Annotated in this window: 17 protein-coding genes; 10 read left to right on the forward strand and 7 right to left on the reverse strand. The window is 72.4% G+C overall.

Annotated elements, in window-relative coordinates; translation table 11 throughout:
- The first annotated feature begins 268 nt into the window (after window positions 1-268).
- On the forward strand, window positions 269-1,366 hold the full coding sequence (locus ACWEKM_RS07300; protein WP_451620185.1) for a DUF5937 family protein: 1,098 nt from the start codon (window positions 269-271) through the stop codon (window positions 1,364-1,366).
- A gap of 45 nt (window positions 1,367-1,411) precedes the next feature.
- Here the strand turns inward: ACWEKM_RS07300 and ACWEKM_RS07305 are convergent, their stop codons facing one another.
- The 3 genes from ACWEKM_RS07305 to ACWEKM_RS07315 form a co-directional block, all read right to left on the reverse strand.
- Entirely contained in the window at window positions 1,412-2,044 is a 633-nt protein-coding gene (locus tag ACWEKM_RS07305; RefSeq protein WP_451620186.1) for an AAA family ATPase, read from the reverse strand.
- Between the two features lie 47 nt (window positions 2,045-2,091).
- Window positions 2,092-2,763, reverse strand: coding sequence for a response regulator (locus tag ACWEKM_RS07310; protein ID WP_451620187.1), 672 nt, complete (start codon window positions 2,761-2,763; stop codon window positions 2,092-2,094).
- Window positions 2,764-2,911: 148 nt separating this feature from the next.
- Entirely contained in the window at window positions 2,912-4,117 is a 1,206-nt protein-coding gene (locus tag ACWEKM_RS07315) for a sensor histidine kinase (protein WP_451620188.1), read from the reverse strand.
- 118 nt (window positions 4,118-4,235) lie between these two features.
- Between ACWEKM_RS07315 and ACWEKM_RS07320 the strand changes: the two genes are divergently transcribed.
- Window positions 4,236-5,402 (forward strand): SAM-dependent methyltransferase, encoded by a 1,167-nt coding sequence (locus tag ACWEKM_RS07320; RefSeq protein ID WP_451620189.1) that lies wholly within the window; start codon window positions 4,236-4,238, stop codon window positions 5,400-5,402.
- A gap of 52 nt (window positions 5,403-5,454) precedes the next feature.
- Here ACWEKM_RS07320 and ACWEKM_RS07325 read toward each other — a convergent pair whose 3' ends face one another.
- Window positions 5,455-6,606 carry an NADH-quinone oxidoreductase subunit D gene (locus ACWEKM_RS07325; protein WP_451620190.1) on the reverse strand — a complete coding sequence of 384 codons (1,152 nt, stop codon included), beginning with the start codon at window positions 6,604-6,606 and terminating at the stop codon, window positions 5,455-5,457.
- Window positions 6,607-6,805: 199 nt separating this feature from the next.
- Between ACWEKM_RS07325 and ACWEKM_RS07330 the strand changes: the two genes are divergently transcribed.
- Both ACWEKM_RS07330 and ACWEKM_RS07335 read left to right on the forward strand, forming a co-directional pair.
- The gene (locus tag ACWEKM_RS07330; RefSeq protein WP_451620268.1) at window positions 6,806-7,228 is read left to right on the forward strand and encodes a PH domain-containing protein; all 423 of its coding nucleotides are present in this window, start codon (window positions 6,806-6,808) and stop codon (window positions 7,226-7,228) included.
- The gene (locus ACWEKM_RS07335; protein ID WP_451620191.1) at window positions 7,225-8,553 is read left to right on the forward strand and encodes a PH domain-containing protein; all 1,329 of its coding nucleotides are present in this window, start codon (window positions 7,225-7,227) and stop codon (window positions 8,551-8,553) included. Before ACWEKM_RS07330 ends, ACWEKM_RS07335 begins: the two co-directional genes overlap by 4 nt.
- Window positions 8,554-8,696: 143 nt before the next feature.
- On the opposite strand, the gene ACWEKM_RS07340 is transcribed toward ACWEKM_RS07335, so the two are convergent.
- Both ACWEKM_RS07340 and ACWEKM_RS07345 read right to left on the reverse strand, forming a co-directional pair.
- Window positions 8,697-10,169 (reverse strand): hypothetical protein, encoded by a 1,473-nt coding sequence (locus ACWEKM_RS07340; protein ID WP_451620192.1) that lies wholly within the window; start codon window positions 10,167-10,169, stop codon window positions 8,697-8,699.
- Between the two features lie 133 nt (window positions 10,170-10,302).
- Complete coding sequence (locus ACWEKM_RS07345; protein ID WP_451620193.1) at window positions 10,303-11,427, reverse strand: alpha/beta hydrolase; 1,125 nt, start codon at window positions 11,425-11,427, stop codon at window positions 10,303-10,305.
- Between the two features lie 226 nt (window positions 11,428-11,653).
- Here ACWEKM_RS07345 and ACWEKM_RS07350 point away from each other — a divergent pair, with 226 nt between their 5' ends.
- From ACWEKM_RS07350 to ACWEKM_RS07375, 6 genes are all read left to right on the forward strand, one after another.
- Window positions 11,654-13,519: a phosphatidylglycerol lysyltransferase domain-containing protein gene (locus ACWEKM_RS07350; RefSeq protein ID WP_451620194.1), complete on the forward strand. Its 1,866-nt coding sequence runs from the start codon at window positions 11,654-11,656 to the stop codon at window positions 13,517-13,519.
- 143 nt (window positions 13,520-13,662) lie between these two features.
- Entirely contained in the window at window positions 13,663-14,589 is a 927-nt protein-coding gene (gene folP / locus ACWEKM_RS07355) for a dihydropteroate synthase (RefSeq protein ID WP_451620195.1), read from the forward strand.
- The gene (locus ACWEKM_RS07360; protein WP_451620196.1) at window positions 14,586-15,161 is read left to right on the forward strand and encodes a nuclear transport factor 2 family protein; all 576 of its coding nucleotides are present in this window, start codon (window positions 14,586-14,588) and stop codon (window positions 15,159-15,161) included. The genes folP and ACWEKM_RS07360 overlap by 4 nt, the downstream gene beginning before the upstream one ends.
- A 249-nt stretch (window positions 15,162-15,410) precedes the next feature.
- Window positions 15,411-15,770 (forward strand): dihydroneopterin aldolase, encoded by a 360-nt coding sequence (gene folB, locus ACWEKM_RS07365; RefSeq protein ID WP_451620197.1) that lies wholly within the window; start codon window positions 15,411-15,413, stop codon window positions 15,768-15,770.
- Window positions 15,767-16,378 carry a 2-amino-4-hydroxy-6-hydroxymethyldihydropteridine diphosphokinase gene (gene folK / locus ACWEKM_RS07370; RefSeq protein WP_451620198.1) on the forward strand — a complete coding sequence of 204 codons (612 nt, stop codon included), beginning with the start codon at window positions 15,767-15,769 and terminating at the stop codon, window positions 16,376-16,378. The genes folB and folK overlap by 4 nt, the downstream gene beginning before the upstream one ends.
- 83 nt (window positions 16,379-16,461) lie before the next feature.
- Complete coding sequence (locus ACWEKM_RS07375; protein ID WP_451620199.1) at window positions 16,462-16,950, forward strand: DUF3180 domain-containing protein; 489 nt, start codon at window positions 16,462-16,464, stop codon at window positions 16,948-16,950.
- A gap of 133 nt (window positions 16,951-17,083) precedes the next feature.
- Here ACWEKM_RS07375 and folE read toward each other — a convergent pair whose 3' ends face one another.
- On the reverse strand, window positions 17,084-17,689 hold the full coding sequence (gene folE / locus ACWEKM_RS07380) for a GTP cyclohydrolase I FolE (RefSeq protein WP_451620200.1): 606 nt from the start codon (window positions 17,687-17,689) through the stop codon (window positions 17,084-17,086).
- Between the last annotated feature and the right edge of the window lie 39 nt (window positions 17,690-17,728).

The following is a 17,728-nucleotide window of genomic DNA, read 5'->3' on the forward strand; positions in this document are numbered from 1 at the left end:
CCGAGACGCTTCGCAGCCTTGGACATGCGCAGCAACTCCATGCACGCAAATATACATGCACAACACTAGGGATACTTAATGAAGTTGATGAGCCTCCACCGGCCGCCCCCGCCGCCCCGATCGAGAACAGGTCCCGGCGGCCGGACAGAACAGCGGGAAGACAACCGGGCAGGGCGCCGGTCAGTGGCTGGGCCACGACCACCGGAACCCGAGTACCGGAACCCGAGTATCAGCATCGATGTCAGTGCCTGCGTGCACCATGGGGGACATGAGTGTGCGCATCGACATCGCGGGGCTGCGGCCGGAGCGGGTCGTCGTCGTGCCCTCACCCCTGGCCGAGCTGGGCATGGCGCTGCACGCGCTGTCGGAGCCCGGGCACCACCCGGGCCTGCGCGGCTGGGTGGCCGATGTGACCGCCCGGCTGGACGCGCACCTCGCCGACCGGATGTGCGAGGCGGACTTCCTGTGGCGGACGACGTTCTCGGACCTGTTCATGCCGTTCGCGGGCCTTTCCGGCGCGGTCCCGGGCGCCACCCTCGCCGAGGACCTGGACCTGCTGGACAAGCTCGCGGACGAGGACTTCGTGGACGCGGCCCTGGACTTCACCTGCACGCCCACCTACGACACCCGGGCCCCGGACATCCTGTCGAACGCCGTCGTGCGCCGCCGTGCGCTGGAGGCCGCCGCCTCGCGCGGACCGCAACAGGTGAGTTTCGCCCAGCGGCTGCTGGACGACCCACCGGGCGTACGGGCCTGGCTGCGGCGCTTCCTGGAGGACTGCGACGACGCCTTCTTCGCCGAGACCTGGGACCGGCTGCGCCACCAACTGAGGGCGGACGCCCGGCACAAGGGCGAGTTGCTGCGGCACAAGGGGCTGGCCGAGGCGCTGACCGCTGTCTCCCCGGCCGTGACGCTGGACGAGTCCGCCGCGCTGATCACCGTGGACAAGCTCACCGAGGGCCGCACGGCCAGCGCGGGCGGTCTGCTCCTGATACCGACGAACCTGGGCCGGCCGCATCTGAGCGTGCTGCACCGCTACGGCTGGCAGCCCGCGCTGCACTACCCGGTCGCCTCCCCCGAGCCGGCCTCGCCCCCGTCGGTGGAGCAGCTCACGCTGCGGATGACCGCGCTGTCCCACCCGGTCCGCATGCGGATATGCCGCCATCTGGCGCGCAGCGCGTACACCACGAGCGAGCTGGCCCAGGTGCACGGCCTGACCGCGCCCGAGGTGTCCCGGCACCTCGGCGTGCTGAAGAAGGCGGGCCTGGTCACCACCCGCCGCCGTGGCCGCTATGTGCTGCACCAGTTGGACGTGACGGTCGTCGCCCGGCTGGGCGGCGACCTCCTGGAGGGGCTGCTGCGCTAGCTATGGGGAACTGCCGCGGCGGCTGGTCGGGGCGTGCGCGGGCGGTCAGTCGAGGCGGATGTGCCGCAGGCCGACGCCGGCCTGTCTGATCCGGGTGCGCAGCGCGCCGTCGGTGTTGGGCCGCAGCGTCAGCCCGGCCAGCACCGCGATCCGGTCCGCCGTCTTGGGCACCGTGGAGTGGTCGGTCCACAGATGTTCGGCGAACTCCGGCTCGCGCAGCCGCTCCAGGCAGTGGTCGAGCTGCTGGACGGCCCAGCTCTCCCGGCGCGGAACCGCCTTCTTGCCGCTGGCGAGCTTCACCAGCTGCCCGAGGCCCCGCTCACGCAGCCGCTTCAGCACTGTCTCGCGCTCGGCGAGGAGCGTGAAGTGCTGTACGTCATGGCCGAGTTCGCGCAGCCGGCCGACGGTCTCGGCGAAGTGGCCGGAGTCGGTGACCGTCATGGGCGCGATCACCACGCCGTCCTGCTTGGCCAGGGCGAGATCGAGCACCTCGACGACACCCTGCCGCCAGGCGGCCAAGTCCTGGAAGTCTCCGCGCAGTTCGGGCGGGAGCATGCGACGCAGCCCGAAGCCGGGGTGCTCGGGGTCGCAGATCACACTGCCGGTCAGGCGGCGCTGGATCTCGTGCGCGGTCTGTGTCTTGCCGCCCCCGAAGGGGCCGTTGATCCACAGGAGCATGCGCAGACCCTATCGATGGCCCCAAGACCCTATCGATGGCCCTAGGGTCAGCCGTGTCCGCCGGCCCGGACCAGACCCGTCTCGTACGCGAGGACCACCACCTGCACCCGGTCCCGCAGCCCCAGCTTGGTCAGGATGCGGCCGACGTGGGTCTTCACCGTCGCCTCGGACAGCACCAGCCGGGCCGCGATCTCGCCGTTCGACAGGCCCTGGGCGACCAGCACCATGACCTCGCGCTCGCGGTCCGTGAGCCGGTCCAGCTCCTTGTGCTGCGGTTCCCGGCCGGCGGCGGGCAGCATCGGCGCGAAGCGGTCGAGGAGGCGTCGGGTGGTGGAGGGGGCGACGACGGCGTCGCCGCTGTGCACGGAGCGGATGGCGGCCAGCAGTTCCGCGGGCGGCACGTCCTTCAGCATGAAGCCGGAGGCGCCCGCCTTCAGCCCGGAGAAGGCGTACTCGTCGAGGTCGAAGGTGGTCAGGATCAGCACCTTCGGCGGGTCGGGCTCGGAGCAGATGCGGCGGGTGGCCTCCACGCCGTCCAGCTTCGGCATGCGGACGTCCATCAGGACGACGTCGACGGCGGTGGAGCGCAGCACCTGGAGGGCCTCGACGCCGTCGCCCGCCTCCGCGACGACCTCCATGTCCGGCTGGGCGGCAAGCACCATCCGGAAACCGGTGCGCAGCAGCACCTGGTCGTCGACGAGCATCACGCGGATCGCCATCGGGTCCTCTTCTTCCGTTTCCGTCTCTTCGGTCTACGGCTCTGCGGTTCTACAGCTCTACGGTCTACAGCTCTTCGGCTGTACGGCTCTTGGGTCTTCTGTGGAGACGGTGGGGGCGTGGCGGGTGTCAACGGGGCGTGCGGTGGCGTCAATGCGCTGGTTTGAGCGGGAGCAGGGCGCTGATACGGAATCCTCCGCCCGGGCGGGGCCCCGCGTCGAGGGTGCCGCCGACCATGCCGACCCGCTCGCGCATGCCGATCAGACCGTGGCCCCCGCCGTCGGCGCCGCCCTCCTCGTACAGCTCGTGCGGGGCGCCCTTGCCGTCGTCCTCGACGAGCAGGCCGAGCCCGTCGTCGAAGTAGACCAGGCGCACGCTGGCGCCCGCGTTCGGCCCACCGTGCTTGCGGGTGTTGGTCAGGGCCTCCTGCACGATCCGGTACGCGGTCAGCTCGACGCCGCTGGGCAGCGGGCGCGGGGTGCCCTCGACCTTGAAGTCGACGGGCAGCCCGGAGGTGCGGCACTGCTCGATCAGCTCGTCGATCTGCTCCACATCGGGCTGCGGGACGTACTCGCCGACCTCCTTGTGCTCGCCGGTACGCAGCACGCCGAGCAGGCGGCGCATCTCGGCGAGCGCCTGACGGCCGGTGGAGGAGATCGTCTCCAGGGCCTTCTTCGCCTGGTCGGGCGCGGCGTCGAGGACGTAGGCGGCGCCGTCGGCCTGCACCACCATCACCGACACGTTGTGCGCGACGACGTCGTGCAGCTCGCGCGCGATCCGGGCGCGCTCGGCGGCGACCGCGACCTTGGCCTGCGCCTCCCGCTCCTTCTCCAGGCGGGCGGCCCGCTCCTCCAGTTGGGCGAAGTAGGCGCGGCGCGTGCGCATGGAGTCGCCGAGCACCCACGCGAGGGCGAACGGCACCGTCTGGAAGACCGCCATCGCGATCTGCCCCGCGAAGCTCGCCTCCTCGACCGGCCAACGGATCTGCGCCAGGGTCGCCGCGCACAGGCCGGTGATCAGCGCGAACCAGGAGGCCCAGCGCGCGCCGATCGCGGCGACCGTGTAGATGATCACCAGCATGGCGAAGTCGGCGACGGTCGTCTCGACGTCCAGGGCGAGCTGGGCCACTCCGGTCGCGGCGGCCGTGAGCAGCATCGGCTCCGGCAGCCGGCGGCGCAGCGCGATGACGACACACAGCACGGCGGACAGGGCCAGCCCCGAGGCGACCGATCCGTGGTGGCCCGGCGCCCCGTCGATGCTGGTGACGCTCACGCAGGAGAGCCCGAACAGGACGACGGCCCAGAGGGTGTCGACCCACGTCGGGTGTCTGCGGAGGAAGTCGTAGAGGCGCTGCACGTAACCCAGAGTAGGGAAGGGTGATGTGCGCAGGGGTCAGCCGGTGGGCCGATCCGCGCCTGACGCACATACTCCGCAAGGTGGAGACCGTGATCATCTGTGCGCCTAGTCTGGTGCGGTGACGGACGGGACAACGCGCGGGACCATGGGCGGATCCGCAGGTGGAACGGGCGGGTCCACAGGCGGTACGGACAGGTCCGCAGGCGGTACGCGCGGCGCGGAGCGGGACGCCGCGCCGGGCGGGTGGCGCGGCTGGCGTGCGGCCACCGAGGCGGCGCTCTACGGCCCCGGCGGCTTCTACCGGCGCCCCGAGGGACCCGCCGGGCACTTCCGTACATCCGTGCACGTCTCACCGCTGTTCGCGGCGGCCGTGGCCGGGCTGCTGTGCCGGGTCGACGAGGCGCTGGGGCGGCCCGGGACGCTGGACTTCGTGGACATGGCCGCCGGGCGGGGCGAACTGGTCACCGGCGTGCTCGCCGCGCTGCCCGCCGAGGTGGCCGCACGCGCCCGCGGGTACGCCGTGGAGGTCGCCGCCCGCCCCGAGGGGCTCGACGAGCGGATCACCTGGCTGAGCGAGCCGCCCGCGGGGATCACCGGGCTGCTGTTCGCCAACGAGTGGCTGGACAACGTGCCGCTGGAGGTCGCCGAGGTGGACCACGCGGGCGTGGCCCGGCTGCTGCTCGTACGGGAGGACGGCACCGAGCGGCTCGGGGAGCCGGTGGCGGTGGCGGAGGCGGCCTGGCTCGCGCGCTGGTGGCCGCTGCCGCCCGAGGAGGGGCTGCGCGCCGAGATCGGGCTGCCGAGGGACACCGCGTGGGCGTCCGCCGTGGCGTGCGTCGAGCGGGGGCTCGCGGTCGCCGTGGACTACGCGCACACCGCGCGGGCGCGGCCCCCGTTCGGGACGCTGACCGGGTTCCGGGAGGGGCGCGAGACGGCGCCCGTGCCGGACGGATCGTGCGACATCACGGCGCACGTCGCCCTGGACGCGTGCGCGGCGCTGGGAGCGCGCCCGGCGCTGGGAGCCGCCGGGGCGCACCGTGCGGCGGACGCGCTCCCGGCCGCGCGTCTGCTCGCACAACGCGATGCGCTGCGCGCCCTGGGCCTCGTCGGCGCACGTCCCCCGCTCGCGCTCGCCTCCACGGACCCCCCGGCATATCTGCGCGCCCTCGCGAGCGCCGGCGAGGCCGCGGAACTCACCGCGGTCGGCGGTCTCGGCGACTTCGGCTGGCTGCTCCAGCCGGTCGGCATCCCCCATCCGCTCGGCCCGGACCCCGCCCGCGCGTGAGACGCCCCGGGCCGCTCGCCGGCTTCCGTCCGGCCGGAGAGCCGGCTGTCGGCTACTTGTCGATGTCCCCGACGACGAAGAACAACGACCCCAGGATCGCCACCATGTCCGCGACCAACGTGCCCGGGAGCAGCTCGGTGAGCGCCTGGATGTTGTTGTACGAGGCCGAGCGCAGCTTGAGCCGGTACGGGGTCTTCTCGCCCTTGCTGACCAGGTAGTAGCCGTTGATGCCGAGCGGGTTCTCGGTCCACGCGTACGTGTGCCCCTCGGGCGCCTTCAGGACCTTCGGCAACCGCTGGTTGATCGGGCCGGGCGGCAGCTCCGCCAGCCGGTCGAGACAGGCGTCGGCCAGCGCCAGGGCGTTGTGCGTCTGCTCCAGGAGGCACTCGAAGCGGGCGAGGCAGTCGCCCTCCCGCCGGGTCACCACCCGCAGGGTGTCCCGCAGTTCCCCGTACGCCAGGTACGGCTCGTCGCGCCGCAGGTCGAAGTCGACGCCGGCCGCCCGCGCGATGGGCCCGCTCACGCCGTAGGCGTGCACGGTCTGCGGCGCGAGCGTCCCCACGCCCCGGGTGCGCCCGCGGAAGATCTCGTTGCCGAGGACCAGGTCGTCGAAGACGTCCATGCGCGAGCGCACCGCGGCGACGGCGGCACGCGCGCGTGCCGTCCATCCGGCCGGCAGGTCCTCCTTGAGGCCGCCGACCCGGTTGAACATGTAGTGCATGCGCCCGCCGGAGACCTCCTCCATGACGTTCTGCAGCACCTCCCGCTCCCGGAAGGCGTAGAAGACCGGGGTGATGCCGCCCAGTTCCAGCGGATAGGAGCCCAGGAACATCAGGTGGTTCAGCACCCGGTTCAGCTCGGCGAGCAGCGTGCGCGTCCACACCGCGCGCGTGGGGACCTCCATGCCGAGCATCCGCTCCACGGCGAGCACCACGCCCAGCTCGTTGGAGAAGGCCGACAGCCAGTCGTGGCGGTTGGCGAGCATGATGATCTGGCGGTAGTCGCGCGCCTCGAAGAGCTTCTCCGCTCCCCGGTGCATATAGCCGATCACGGGTTCCGCGTGCACGATGCGCTCGCCGTCCAGCACGAGCCGCAGCCGCAGCACGCCGTGCGTGGAAGGGTGCTGAGGGCCGATGTTGAGCACCATGTCGGTGCTCTCCGCCGCGCCGCCGATCCCGACCGTGGTCTCCGTCGTAGGAGTCATGCATCCAGTCTCCCCTACGTAGGCTGGCCGTATGGAGACGGGGAGCCCGCGCGAGGCGGGAGCGGCGGGGAGCGCCACGGGAACGGGGACAGCGGGGACGGCAGGAACCCCCACGGGGACAGCGGGGACCGCCACGGGGACGGCAGGGACGACGGGCACCGATCCGGTGTGGACCGGGCTGCCGCCGGGGCTGCTGCGGATGCGCCGACTGCTGCTGTCGGTGTGGCTGGGACTGGTCGCCCTGGCCGCGGGTCTGCTGCCCGGCCTGCTCGCCGGGCCGCCCTGGGCCGCGTTCGCGCTGCCGCCGCTCGCCCTGCTGGCCTGGGGCTGGGTGCTGCTGGGCCGCAACTGGCGCTCCTGGCGGTACGCCGAGCGCGCCGACGACCTGCTGATCAGCCGCGGCGTCCTGTGGCGCGAGGAGACCGTCGTGCCGTACGGGCGCATGCAGCTCGTCGAGGTGACCTCCGGGCCCGTGGAGCGGCACTTCGGGCTGGCCAGCGTCCAGCTGCACACCGCCGCCGCGGCCACCGACGCCACCATCCCTGGCCTCGACCCGGCCGAGGCGGAACGGCTGCGCGACCGGCTCACCGAGCTCGGCGAGGCCCGATCGGCCGGCCTGTGACCGCGCCGGGCGTCGAGGACGGCGTACGGACGGAGCGGCCCGTGACCGAGCGGCGGCTGCATCCCGTGACGCCGTTCCGGCGGGCGTGGGCGCCGGTCGCCGTGCTCGCCGGATGGGCGGTGCACGACCCGAACCAGGCGCAGGAGCAGCTGACCAAGCTGACCACGGCGTGGCTGCTGACCGGGCTCGCCGTGCTGGTCCCGGCAGCCGCCCTCTACGGTTTCCTGTCCTGGTGGTTCACCCGTTTCTCGGTGACCGACAGCGAACTGCGCATACGTACCGGCCTGTTGTTCCGGCGCACGGCGCACATCCGGCTGGAGCGGATCCAGGCCGTCGACGTCACGCGTCCGCTCCTCGCGCGCGTGGCGGGCGTCGCCAAGCTGCGGATCGATGTCGTCGGGGCCGACAAGAAGGACGAACTCGCCTTCCTCGGTGAGGACGAGGCGCGCGCCCTGCGCGCGGAGCTGCTCGCGCGTGCCGCCGGTTTCGCGCCCGAGACGGCGCACGAGGTCGGCGAGGCCCCGGCGCGCGAACTGATGCGGCTGCCCGCGCGGGATCTCGCGGTCTCCCTGGTGCTGACGGGCGCCACCTGGGGCTCCCTGGTGGCCGCGCTCGTCGTGCCGCCCGTGCTGTGGCTGGCCACCCACAGCGTGTGGACGGTCCTCGCCACCGGGCTGCCGCTGCTCGGTGCGGCGGGCGCGAGTAGTGTGGGCCGGTTCGTCGCCGAGTACGACTGGACGGTGGCCGAGTCCCCGGACGGGCTGCGGATCGACCACGGGCTGCTCGACCGCGCGCACGAGACGGTGCCGCCGGGGCGGGTGCAGACCGTGCGGATCGTGGAGCCGATGCTGTGGCGCCGCCGCGGCTGGGTGCGGGTGGAACTGGATGTCGCCGGGTCGTCCAACTCCGTGCTGGTGCCGGTCGCTCCGCGCGCGACCGCCGAGTCCGTCATCGCGCGCGTGCTGCCCGGCGTGGCCGTGCCGCGGTCGGTGGGGCGCCCGCCGCGGCGTGCCGGGCGGTGCCTGCCGGTGTGGTGGCGCGGGCATGGCATCGCGGTCACCGACACGGTGTTCGCCGCCCGGCACGGACTGCTGCGCCGGAGCCTGTCGCTGGTGCCGCACGCCAAGGTCCAGAGCGTACGGGTCACACAGGGCCCCTGGGAGCGCCTGTGGCGCCTCGCGAACGTCCATGTGGACACCGGGGCCGACAAGACCGTCACGGCCCGTCTGCGGGACGCCGGGGAGGCGGCGGAGCTGCTGCGCGCCCAGGCCGAGCGGTCACGGACGGGCCGCAGGGACGCCCCACCGGACCGGTGGATGACCTGAACACGCCCTCCCGGACCGGTGGTTGCCCCGAACGCACCCGGCGGACCGGTGGATGACCTGAACGCGCCGACTGACCGGTGGATGACCTGTAAACGCGCGCGACGGACGGTGCTCGTCTGTCGGCCCGAGCGCGCCCGACGGGCTCAGGAGGCCGCGCTGCGCAGCCCCGGCAGGTCGATCTGTTCCGTCTCGTCGTGCGCCGTCAGGTCGATGACCTCGCCGGCGTTGTGCACCTTCTCGTCGGCGGGCTTGAACCCGCCCTCGGACTCGGCCTTGTGGAGCGCGAGCGCCTCCTGACCGACCACGTCGGCCAGGTCCTCGTTCTGCACGGCGTCCAAGGGGGCCGACGGCGCGCCCTTCTGGGTGCCGAAGAAGTCGAACCCGCCCTCGACCGACGGACGCGCGGGCGTGGCCGGTACGACGGCCACCGCGGTCGGCACGGCGAAGTGCCCCGAGGGCTGGCCGGCCGCGACCGGCACCGGGGAGTCGGAGGCGGCCGCGTGCTCGTGCCCGGCGACCGCCTCGGACTGCCCCAGCGCCTCGTCCTCCGGAACGGACTCCGCGGCGGGCTCCCCTGCCTGCTCCGCGCCGCCGTTCGGCCGCGCCCCGGCGGCGACGGCCTCGTTCGTCACACCGTCCGCGCGCCGCCGCCCTTTGGGAGCGGCTTCCGAGGTCGGCCGCGGGGCCGGTGCGAAGGCGGACGCGGACTCCGGGGCGGCGTCGACAGCAGAACCAGGCGTGGACTCGGGGCCTGTCGTGGCAGCGGACTCGGGACCGGCCTCGACGACGACGTCGGTGACAGTCTCGGCAACGGCCTCGGCGACGGACTCCGGGCCGGACCCGGCAACGGCCTCGGCGACGGATTCCGCCGCGGGTGCCGCCTCGCCACCGTCGGCCAAGCGGGACAGCGCCGCCCGGGCCCGTAGGAACAGCGCGGCCCCCTCGGCGGAGAACACCCGGGGAGCCGTCGGCGTCCCTGTGCCCGCCGCGCCCTTCTCGTCCCCCGCCGTCGCCTCGGACGCCCCGCGAGCCGCGCGCTCGTCGGCCGCCTTGCCGCCGTCGGCCCGCCCGGCCCCGGACGCGACATCCGCCCGTACGCCATCCGCCCGTGCGGCCTCCGGCCGCGCCACGGCCGGCGCGGGCGGCAGCGCACGCGAGGGCACGGCCTCCACCTCCAGCAGCCGACGGCCCTCCAGCGCGGTGGCACGCTCGGTCTCCGCCGTGGCATAGCGCCGCAGCAGCGCGGCGTGCTCATTGCGCAGCCCCGCCAGTTCGGCCCGCTTGGCGCGCAGCCGCTGCTCCAGCCTGACGCGCAGTTCGCGCGACTCCTCCAGGTCGGTCTCCAGTTCCGCGACCCGCTCCTCGTGGCGCCACTCCTCACCGGCACGCACGCGCGTGAGGTCGGCGACCTGTTTGCCCGCATGTGCGTCCCAGCGGCGCATCACGGCCGCGCCCACGAACGCGGTCGCCGCGGCGACCGAAGCGAGCAGACGGAGCACCATCGGTTCGGAGGACACCCAGGGACCCAGCGCGCAGACGAGGGAGACGCCGGCGATCGCCGAGGGCGGCAACAGCCTGTGCAAAGGCGGGGAATGGCGGTGACGTCCACGTGGCATGGCCAGAAACTTACCGCGCGTAGGAGAATCGTGGTTGCCCGGCCCGTAAAAACACAGCCATACCGAAGCCTTCCCGTCACCATCGGGAACGGCAACGGCGAACTGCGCTCCGCCGAATTCATCAAGATCGTTTTCAGTGGTCGGTCAATCGCCTGCTCAACCACTGCAACGTGGCCGGGATCTCGCGCCGCCAGGTGTTGAAGTTGTGCCCGCCGCTGTCGAGGATGATCGAGGAGATCCGGGTCAGGTTCGTGGCCTCCACACGCTTGATGAATTCCAGCGTGGCCTTGTAGTCACGCTCGCCGATCTTGCTGCTGCTGACGAGCAGTGAGGTGTCCGGCGCGGCCTCGTGATCGAGGAACCAGCGCAGATCGGCGCGATTGCGCAGGGCCTTGTCGCCATGGAAGAGATCGCCGGTCGTGGGATCGACCGGCGCCTTGTAGTACGGGGACAGGCCCGCGCCCGCCGCGTACACATCGGGATGGTGCATCGCGAGCTTCAAGGCGCAGTAACCGCCGGTGGAATCGCCGACGATCCCCCAACTGCCCGGCTTTCCGCCCACCCGGTAGTGGGCGAGCACGGCATCGGGCAGATCGCGGGCGAAGAACGTCTCGGTGCGCGGGCCACCCGGCACGTCCACGCATTCCGTGTCGCGCGGCGGCGCCACCGTCGGCCGCAGCATCACCAGGATCATCGGCTGCATGCGCCCGGCCTCGGCGAGTTGCCGCGCGGTACGCGGGTAGCGCAGCTTGTCCACCAGGGAGCGCGCCGTGCCGGGGTACCCGGTGAGGACGACGGCCGCCGGGAACGTACGCGTGCGGTAGCGCGGCTGGAAGTACTCGGGCGGCAGATACACGTACGCAGGGGTGGCGATACGGGTCCTACGCCCCACGATGTCGACCCGCTGCACCTCCCCTGCGGCCTGCGGCAGCGATCCGCTCGCCCCTGGCACCCGCCCGGCGCCGACCACCTGGAGCGGGCCGTCGGCGCCGTGCCCGGTGTGGTCGACGACGACACCCTGGTCGGTCTCCTGGCCGAACAGGTCCGCCCAGCCCGCGTAGAAGCCGAATGCCTGGTTGGCGGCGATGCCCAGGGAGGCGAACAGCGCCACCTGGGTGGCCAGGAGAAGGGTGATCCGGCCGCTGACGGCCCGCCAGGTCGTGCGGGCCAGCCGCGGCCAGACCCACACCGTGCCGGCGAACAGCAGCAGGGCGAACCCGACCGCCAGTGCCAGCACCTTGTCGCTAGTGAGACCCATGGGCTGTTTCCTGCCTGCGCTTTCCGCCCATGGGCCGCCGACGCGTTCGCGAGGGCTTGCCCTGGGCTTTCCGTGGCCTTTGAACCGGCTTTTCACTGGGGAGTGAACCTCTCCCCCCGGGACACCGTCCTAGAGGGCGCAATGTCGCCGGATGCCCGAATCGGCACCGGATCCAAGGTCTCTCGCAGAACTATGGGATGCGATGTCTGTCAGGATAGATGGGGAAATGTCGGGCAAGGTTCCGAGTCGAGCAAGCGTGGCGCGCCGCATACTCCGCGGCCCGCGGCCCGAGGCCGTCCCCGCCCTGATCGGCCGGGCGTGTGCCGTCGTGGGCCTTGTGGACATCGCCGCGGGCGTCTTCCCACGCTTTCGGCACAGCCGTATGCACGCGCTCGCCGAGGTACTGCCCGGCGCGCTCGGCCCGTTCGCCGCCGCGCTCTCGCTCAGCACCGGCGTGCTGTTGCTGCTGCTCGCGCACGGCCTCCGACGGCGCAAACGTCGGGCCTGGCGGGCCGCGGTCGCCCTGCTGCCGGCCGGCGCGGTCGCCCAGTTCGTGTACCGGCACTCCGTCATCGGGGCGCTCATCTCGCTGGCGCTGCTCCTGCCGCTGCTGCGCCACCGCGGCGAGTTCGCGGCGCTGCCCGATCCGCGCAGCCGGTGGCGCGCGCTCGCCAACTTCGTCCTCATGGGCGCCGGTTCCCTCGCGCTCGGGCTGGTCATCGTCAGCGTCCACCCGAAGCGGACGATCGGCGACCCGAGCGTGGCCGACCGGCTGACGCACGTCCTGTACGGCCTGTTCGGCTTCGAGGGGCCGGTGAACTACCAGGGCAGCACCTCCTGGACGGTCGCCTTCTCGCTCGGCGCTCTCGGCCTGCTCACCGCGATCACCACCATCTACCTCGCGTTCCGCCCGGAACACCCGGCCGCGCGGCTGACCGAGGAGGACGAGGCCCAACTGCGCGCCCTCCTGGCCAAGCACGGCGGGCGCGACTCGCTCGGCCACTTCGCGCTGCGCCGCGACAAAGCGGTCGTGTTCTCGCCCAGCGGCAAGGCGGCCGTGACCTACCGCGTCGTCTCCGGCGTGATGCTCGCCAGCGGCGACCCGATCGGCGACGTCGAGGCATGGCCGGGCGCCATCGAACGCTTCATGGACGAGGCCAGGGCCCACTCCTGGACCCCCGCCGTGATGGGCTGCTCGGAGACCGGCGGCGAGGTGTGGACCCGGGAGACGGGCCTGGACGCGCTCGAACTCGGCGACGAGGCGGTGGTGGACGTCGCGGATTTCTCGCTCGCCGGACGCGCGATGCGCAACGTCCGGCAAATGGTCAAGCGCATCGAACGAGCCGGTTACGAAACCCGGGTACGGCGCATCCGTGACCTCGGCGAAGGCGAACTCGAACGTGTCCGGCGGGCCGCGGAGGACTGGCGCGGCACCGACACCGAGCGCGGTTTCTCCATGGCGCTCGGCCGCATCGGCGACCCGGCCGACGGCGACTGTCTGATCGCCACCGCCCACCGGGTCGACGGGGCGGCGGACGGCGCACCGGGCAGGGCCGCGGCGGGCGACGGCCGGGCCGAGGACCAGGGCCCGTACGGCGATCTGAAGGCCATCCTGCACTTCGTGCCCTGGGGCGCCGACGGCGCGTCCCTGGACCTGATGCGCCGCGACCGCACGGCCGACCCGGGCATGAACGAACTGCTGATCGTCGCCGCGCTCCAGGCGGCGCCGAAGTTCGGCATCACGCGGATCTCGCTCAACTTCGCGATGTTCCGCTCGGCCCTCGCCCGCGGCGAGAAGATCGGTGCGGGCCCGGTGCTGCGCGCCTGGCGCGGGTTGCTGGTCTTCCTCTCCCGCTGGTTCCAGATCGAGTCGCTGTACAAGTTCAACGCCAAGTTCCAGCCCCGCTGGGAGCCGCGGTTCGTCGTCTACCGCGCCTCCGGCGACCTGCCCCGCATCGGCTTCGCCGCCATGCAGGCGGAGGGCTTCGTCAGCCTCGGCCTGCCGCTGCCCCGCTTCCTGCGGCGTCGCTCGGCCGCCGCCGCCCGCCCGTGCGCCCACGGCCTCGCCGAGCACGACGTACGGGCCGCCTGACCCGCACCGGCCCGAGCCCGGCCCCCCGCCCTCCGACCGCACGGGCTCCGCTCGGGCACCGTTCGGGCCGCGGCCGTCGGGCCCGGCCGTGCCCGCTCGGGCCGCCCGCCCGGGCCGTCCCGCCCGGGGCCTACGCTGAAGGTATGAGCAACCAGAGCGGGCGCGGCCGAGTGGCAGGGCTTCCGGCATGGGACCGGTGCGCGGTCATGGGCGTCGTGAACGTGACCCCCGACTCCTTCTCCGACGGCGGCCGCTACTTCGACACGACCGTCGCCGTCAAACACGGCCTCGACCTGGTCACTGAGGGAGCCGACCTGATCGACGTCGGCGGCGAGTCCACCCGCCCGGGCGCCACCCGCGTCGACGAGGCCGAGGAACTCAGGCGCGTCATTCCGGTCGTGCGCGGCCTCGTCGCCGAGGGCGTCACCGTCTCCGTCGACACCATGCGCGCCTCGGTCGCCGAACAGTCCCTCGCGGCCGGTGCCACCCTCGTCAACGACGTCAGCGGCGGCCTCGCCGATCCCGCGATGATCCCGGTGGTGGCCGCGGCGGGCGCCCCCTTCGTCGTCATGCACTGGCGCGGCTTCCTGGAGGGCGGCAACGTCCCCGGCAGGTACGACGATGTCGTCACCGAAGTCGTCGACGAGCTGCACGCACGCGTGGAGGCCCTCGTGGCGGGCGGCATCGCCGCCGACCGCATCGTCGTCGACCCCGGTCTCGGCTTCTCCAAGGAGGCCGAGCACGATCTCGCCCTCCTCGCCCACCTCGACCGCCTGCACACCCTGGGCCACCCACTGCTCGTCGCCGCCTCCCGCAAACGGTTCCTCGGCCGGGTCCTGGCCGCCCCGGACGGGGCGCCGCCGCCCGCCCGGGAGCGCGACGCCGCCACGGCCGCCGTCTCCGCGCTCGCCGCGCAGGCCGGCGCCTGGGCCGTACGCGTCCACGAGGTGCGCGCCACGGCGGACTCCGTCCGCGTGGTGCGCGCCGTGCAGGGAGCGCGCACGGCGAAGAATCCGGCGGGCAGCGCGCCGGGCGCGGACGACGCGCACGGCGCCGGGGACGCCCGGTGAGCGCCGCCCACACGGACGTCGAACAGGTCGAACAGGCCAACACCGCCTTCTACGAGGCGCTGGAACAGGGCGACTTCGAAACGCTGTCCTCGCTCTGGCTCACCCCGTCCGACCTGGGCGTCGACGAGGAGTACCACGACCCGGCCGACACCGGCGTGATCTCCTGTGTGCACCCGGGCTGGCCGGTACTCACCGGCCGCGGCGAGGTGCTCAGGTCGTATGCGCTGATCATGGCGAACACCGACTACATCCAGTTCTTCCTCACCGATGTGCATGTCTCCGTCACCGGCGACACCGCCCTGGTCACGTGCACCGAGAACATCCTCAGCGGCGGTCCCGCCCCCGAGGCCGGCGCGGAGCTGGGCCCTCTGGTCGGCCAACTCGTCGTCGCCACGAATGTGTTCCGGCGCACATCCGACGGCTGGAAGCTCTGGTCGCACCACGCCTCCCCGGTTCTGGCCGAAACCGAGGACAACGGCGAGAACCGAGAGAACGGCCAGAACGGCGTGAATGGCGAGAATGGCCAGAACGGCGAGAACGGCGAGAACACGGACGACGACTCACCGGCCTGAGTGGGTAGGCGCCTTGGCAGGGACCGAGAAGTGGCCGGAATCACGAACCGGCGGGTAGGTCGGGCTACCGGCCCATGAGCCGCCGGGTTCCCCAAGGGAAACACGTGATGAAACCTCCCGGTCCCCGGCCGGTCCGACACCCCCGCGGCCCGGTGCTGTCAGTGCCCGCAGGTAGATTCGGGTGAGGCCGGGGTGCCGCCCGCACTCGGTACGGACCGGCCGTCGCCGACGATTGCAGGAGTGATTCGCGTGGATCGTGTCGCGTTGCGCGGCCTGAAGGCCCGCGGGCACCACGGGGTGTTCCGCAAGGAACGCGAGGAGGGCCAGACCTTCGTCGTCGACCTCGTCCTCGGCCTGGACACCCGGCCGGCCGCCGCCGACGACGACCTGGCGAAGACCGTGCACTACGGCATCGTGGCCGAGGAGGTCGTGGCCGTGATCGAGGGCGAGCCGGTGAATCTCATCGAGACGCTCGCCGAGCGCATCGCGGAGACCTGCCTGAAGCACGAAGGGGTCGAGGAGATCGAGGTCTGCGTCCACAAACCGGACGCGCCGATCACGGTTGCCTTCGACGACGTGACCGTCACCATCACCCGGAGCCGAGTATGACCGCATCCTTCACGCACGGTCCGAGCGACCCGACCGTACAGCCGGTGCCCGCCTCCGTCGTCGAGCAGGTCGACGCCGCCGACACCACCCTGCAGAACCCCAAACGCGCCGTGATCTCCCTCGGCTCCAACCTCGGGAACCGGCTGGAGACCCTCCAGGGCGCCGTCGATGCCCTGGAGGACACCCCGGGCGTCCGCATCAAGGCGGTCTCCCCGGTGTACGAGACGCAGCCGTGGGGCGTCGAGCCCGGCAGCCAGCCCTCGTACTTCAACGCGGTGGTGGTGCTGAAGACCACCCTCCCGCCGTCCTCCCTGCTGGAGCGGGCGCACGCCGTCGAGGAGGCGTTCCACCGGGTGCGGGACGAGCACTGGGGCCCGCGCACCCTGGACGTGGACATCGTGGCGTACGCCGACATCGTCTCCGACGACCCGCAGCTCACCCTGCCCCACCCACGCGCGCACGAACGCGCCTTCGTGCTGGCGCCCTGGCACGATCTGGACCCCGACGCCCGGCTCCCCGGCCGCGGCGCCGTCGCGGACCTGCTCGGCGCCGTCACCCGCGGCGGCGTGGAAGCGCGCACGGATCTGGAACTCCGACTGCCCGAGTAGTCGTTAAGGTCGAGACGACCATGGGACGGACACACTGAGTTGGGCCGCCCACGACCACAGTCCGGGGGAGCTGAACACACACCGTGAAAGAGCTGCGCATCAGGGTGCTGGCCGGCGTGTTCGTCGTCGCAGGGGTGCTGTCCTGGGCGGGCGCCCGACTGTGGAACTCGATGGGCACGCTGCCCAGCGTGCCCCTGGCCGCCCCCATCGTCCTCGCCCTGATCGCGGCGGTTCTGCTGTCCACGGCGCTGTCGCTGCGTGCCCGCCTCAAGGCCCAGCGGGAACGGCGTCCGGGCGCCAAGGGCGTCGACCCGCTGATGGCCGCCCGCGCGGTCGTCTTCGGCCAGTCCAGCGCCCTGGTCGCCGCACTCGTCGCCGGGATGTACGGCGGCACGGGCGTCTTCCTCCTGGAGATCCTCGACATCCCCGCCCGCCGTGACCAGGCTTTCTACGCCGGCTTCTGCGTCCTGGCCGGCATCGCCGTCATAGCGGCGGCCCTCTTCCTGGAACGCGTCTGCAAGCTCCCGGAGGACGACGACCACGACAACTCGGGCGCGGAACCGGTGGCTTGACGGTTACCGGGGCTTCCGGGCGAGCCGGCCGTCTTCGACAGCGACCCGTCTTCGACAGTGCCGCGTCGGCGTCCGCGCCGCAGAGGGCGCTCCTTCTGCGGCGCCGCGTCAACCCCCTGCCGCGTCAACCCCCTCAGCGCGCCAGTATCAGGCTCATCGCCTCGGCACGGGTGGTGGCGTCCCTGAGCTGACCGCGCACCGCCGATGTCGTCGTCTTGGCACCGGGCTTGCGGATGCCGCGCACGGACATGCACATGTGCTCGGCCTCGATCACGACGATCACACCACGGGCCTCAAGGATCCGCACGAGGGAGTCGGCGATCTGCGTGGTGAGTCGTTCCTGCACCTGGAGACGACGGGCGAACACCTCCACGAGGCGGGCCAGCTTCGACAACCCGGTGATCTTGCCGCTTTCAGCCGGGATGTACCCGACATGCGCTACGCCGTGAAAGGGCAGCAGATGATGCTCACAGAGCGACACGATCTCGATGTCCTTCACCAGGACCATCTCGTCATGGCCCAGGTCGAACGTCGTCGTCAGCACATCCTCGGGCTCCTGCCGCAGCCCTGCCAGCAACTCCCGATACGCCCGCGCCACCCGGGCCGGTGTCTCCCTCAGTCCCTCGCGGTCCGGGTCTTCGCCGACCGCGATCAGGAGCTCGCGCACGGCGTTCTCGGCGCGCTTCACATCGAACTCGCCGACGGTGTCCTCGCCGTCCAGGGTCACGGGGTCGGTCATAGGGTGCCTCGTTCCGGTAGCTCACATGCGGACATACGG

The organism is Streptomyces sp. NPDC004752 (assembly GCF_053601275.1).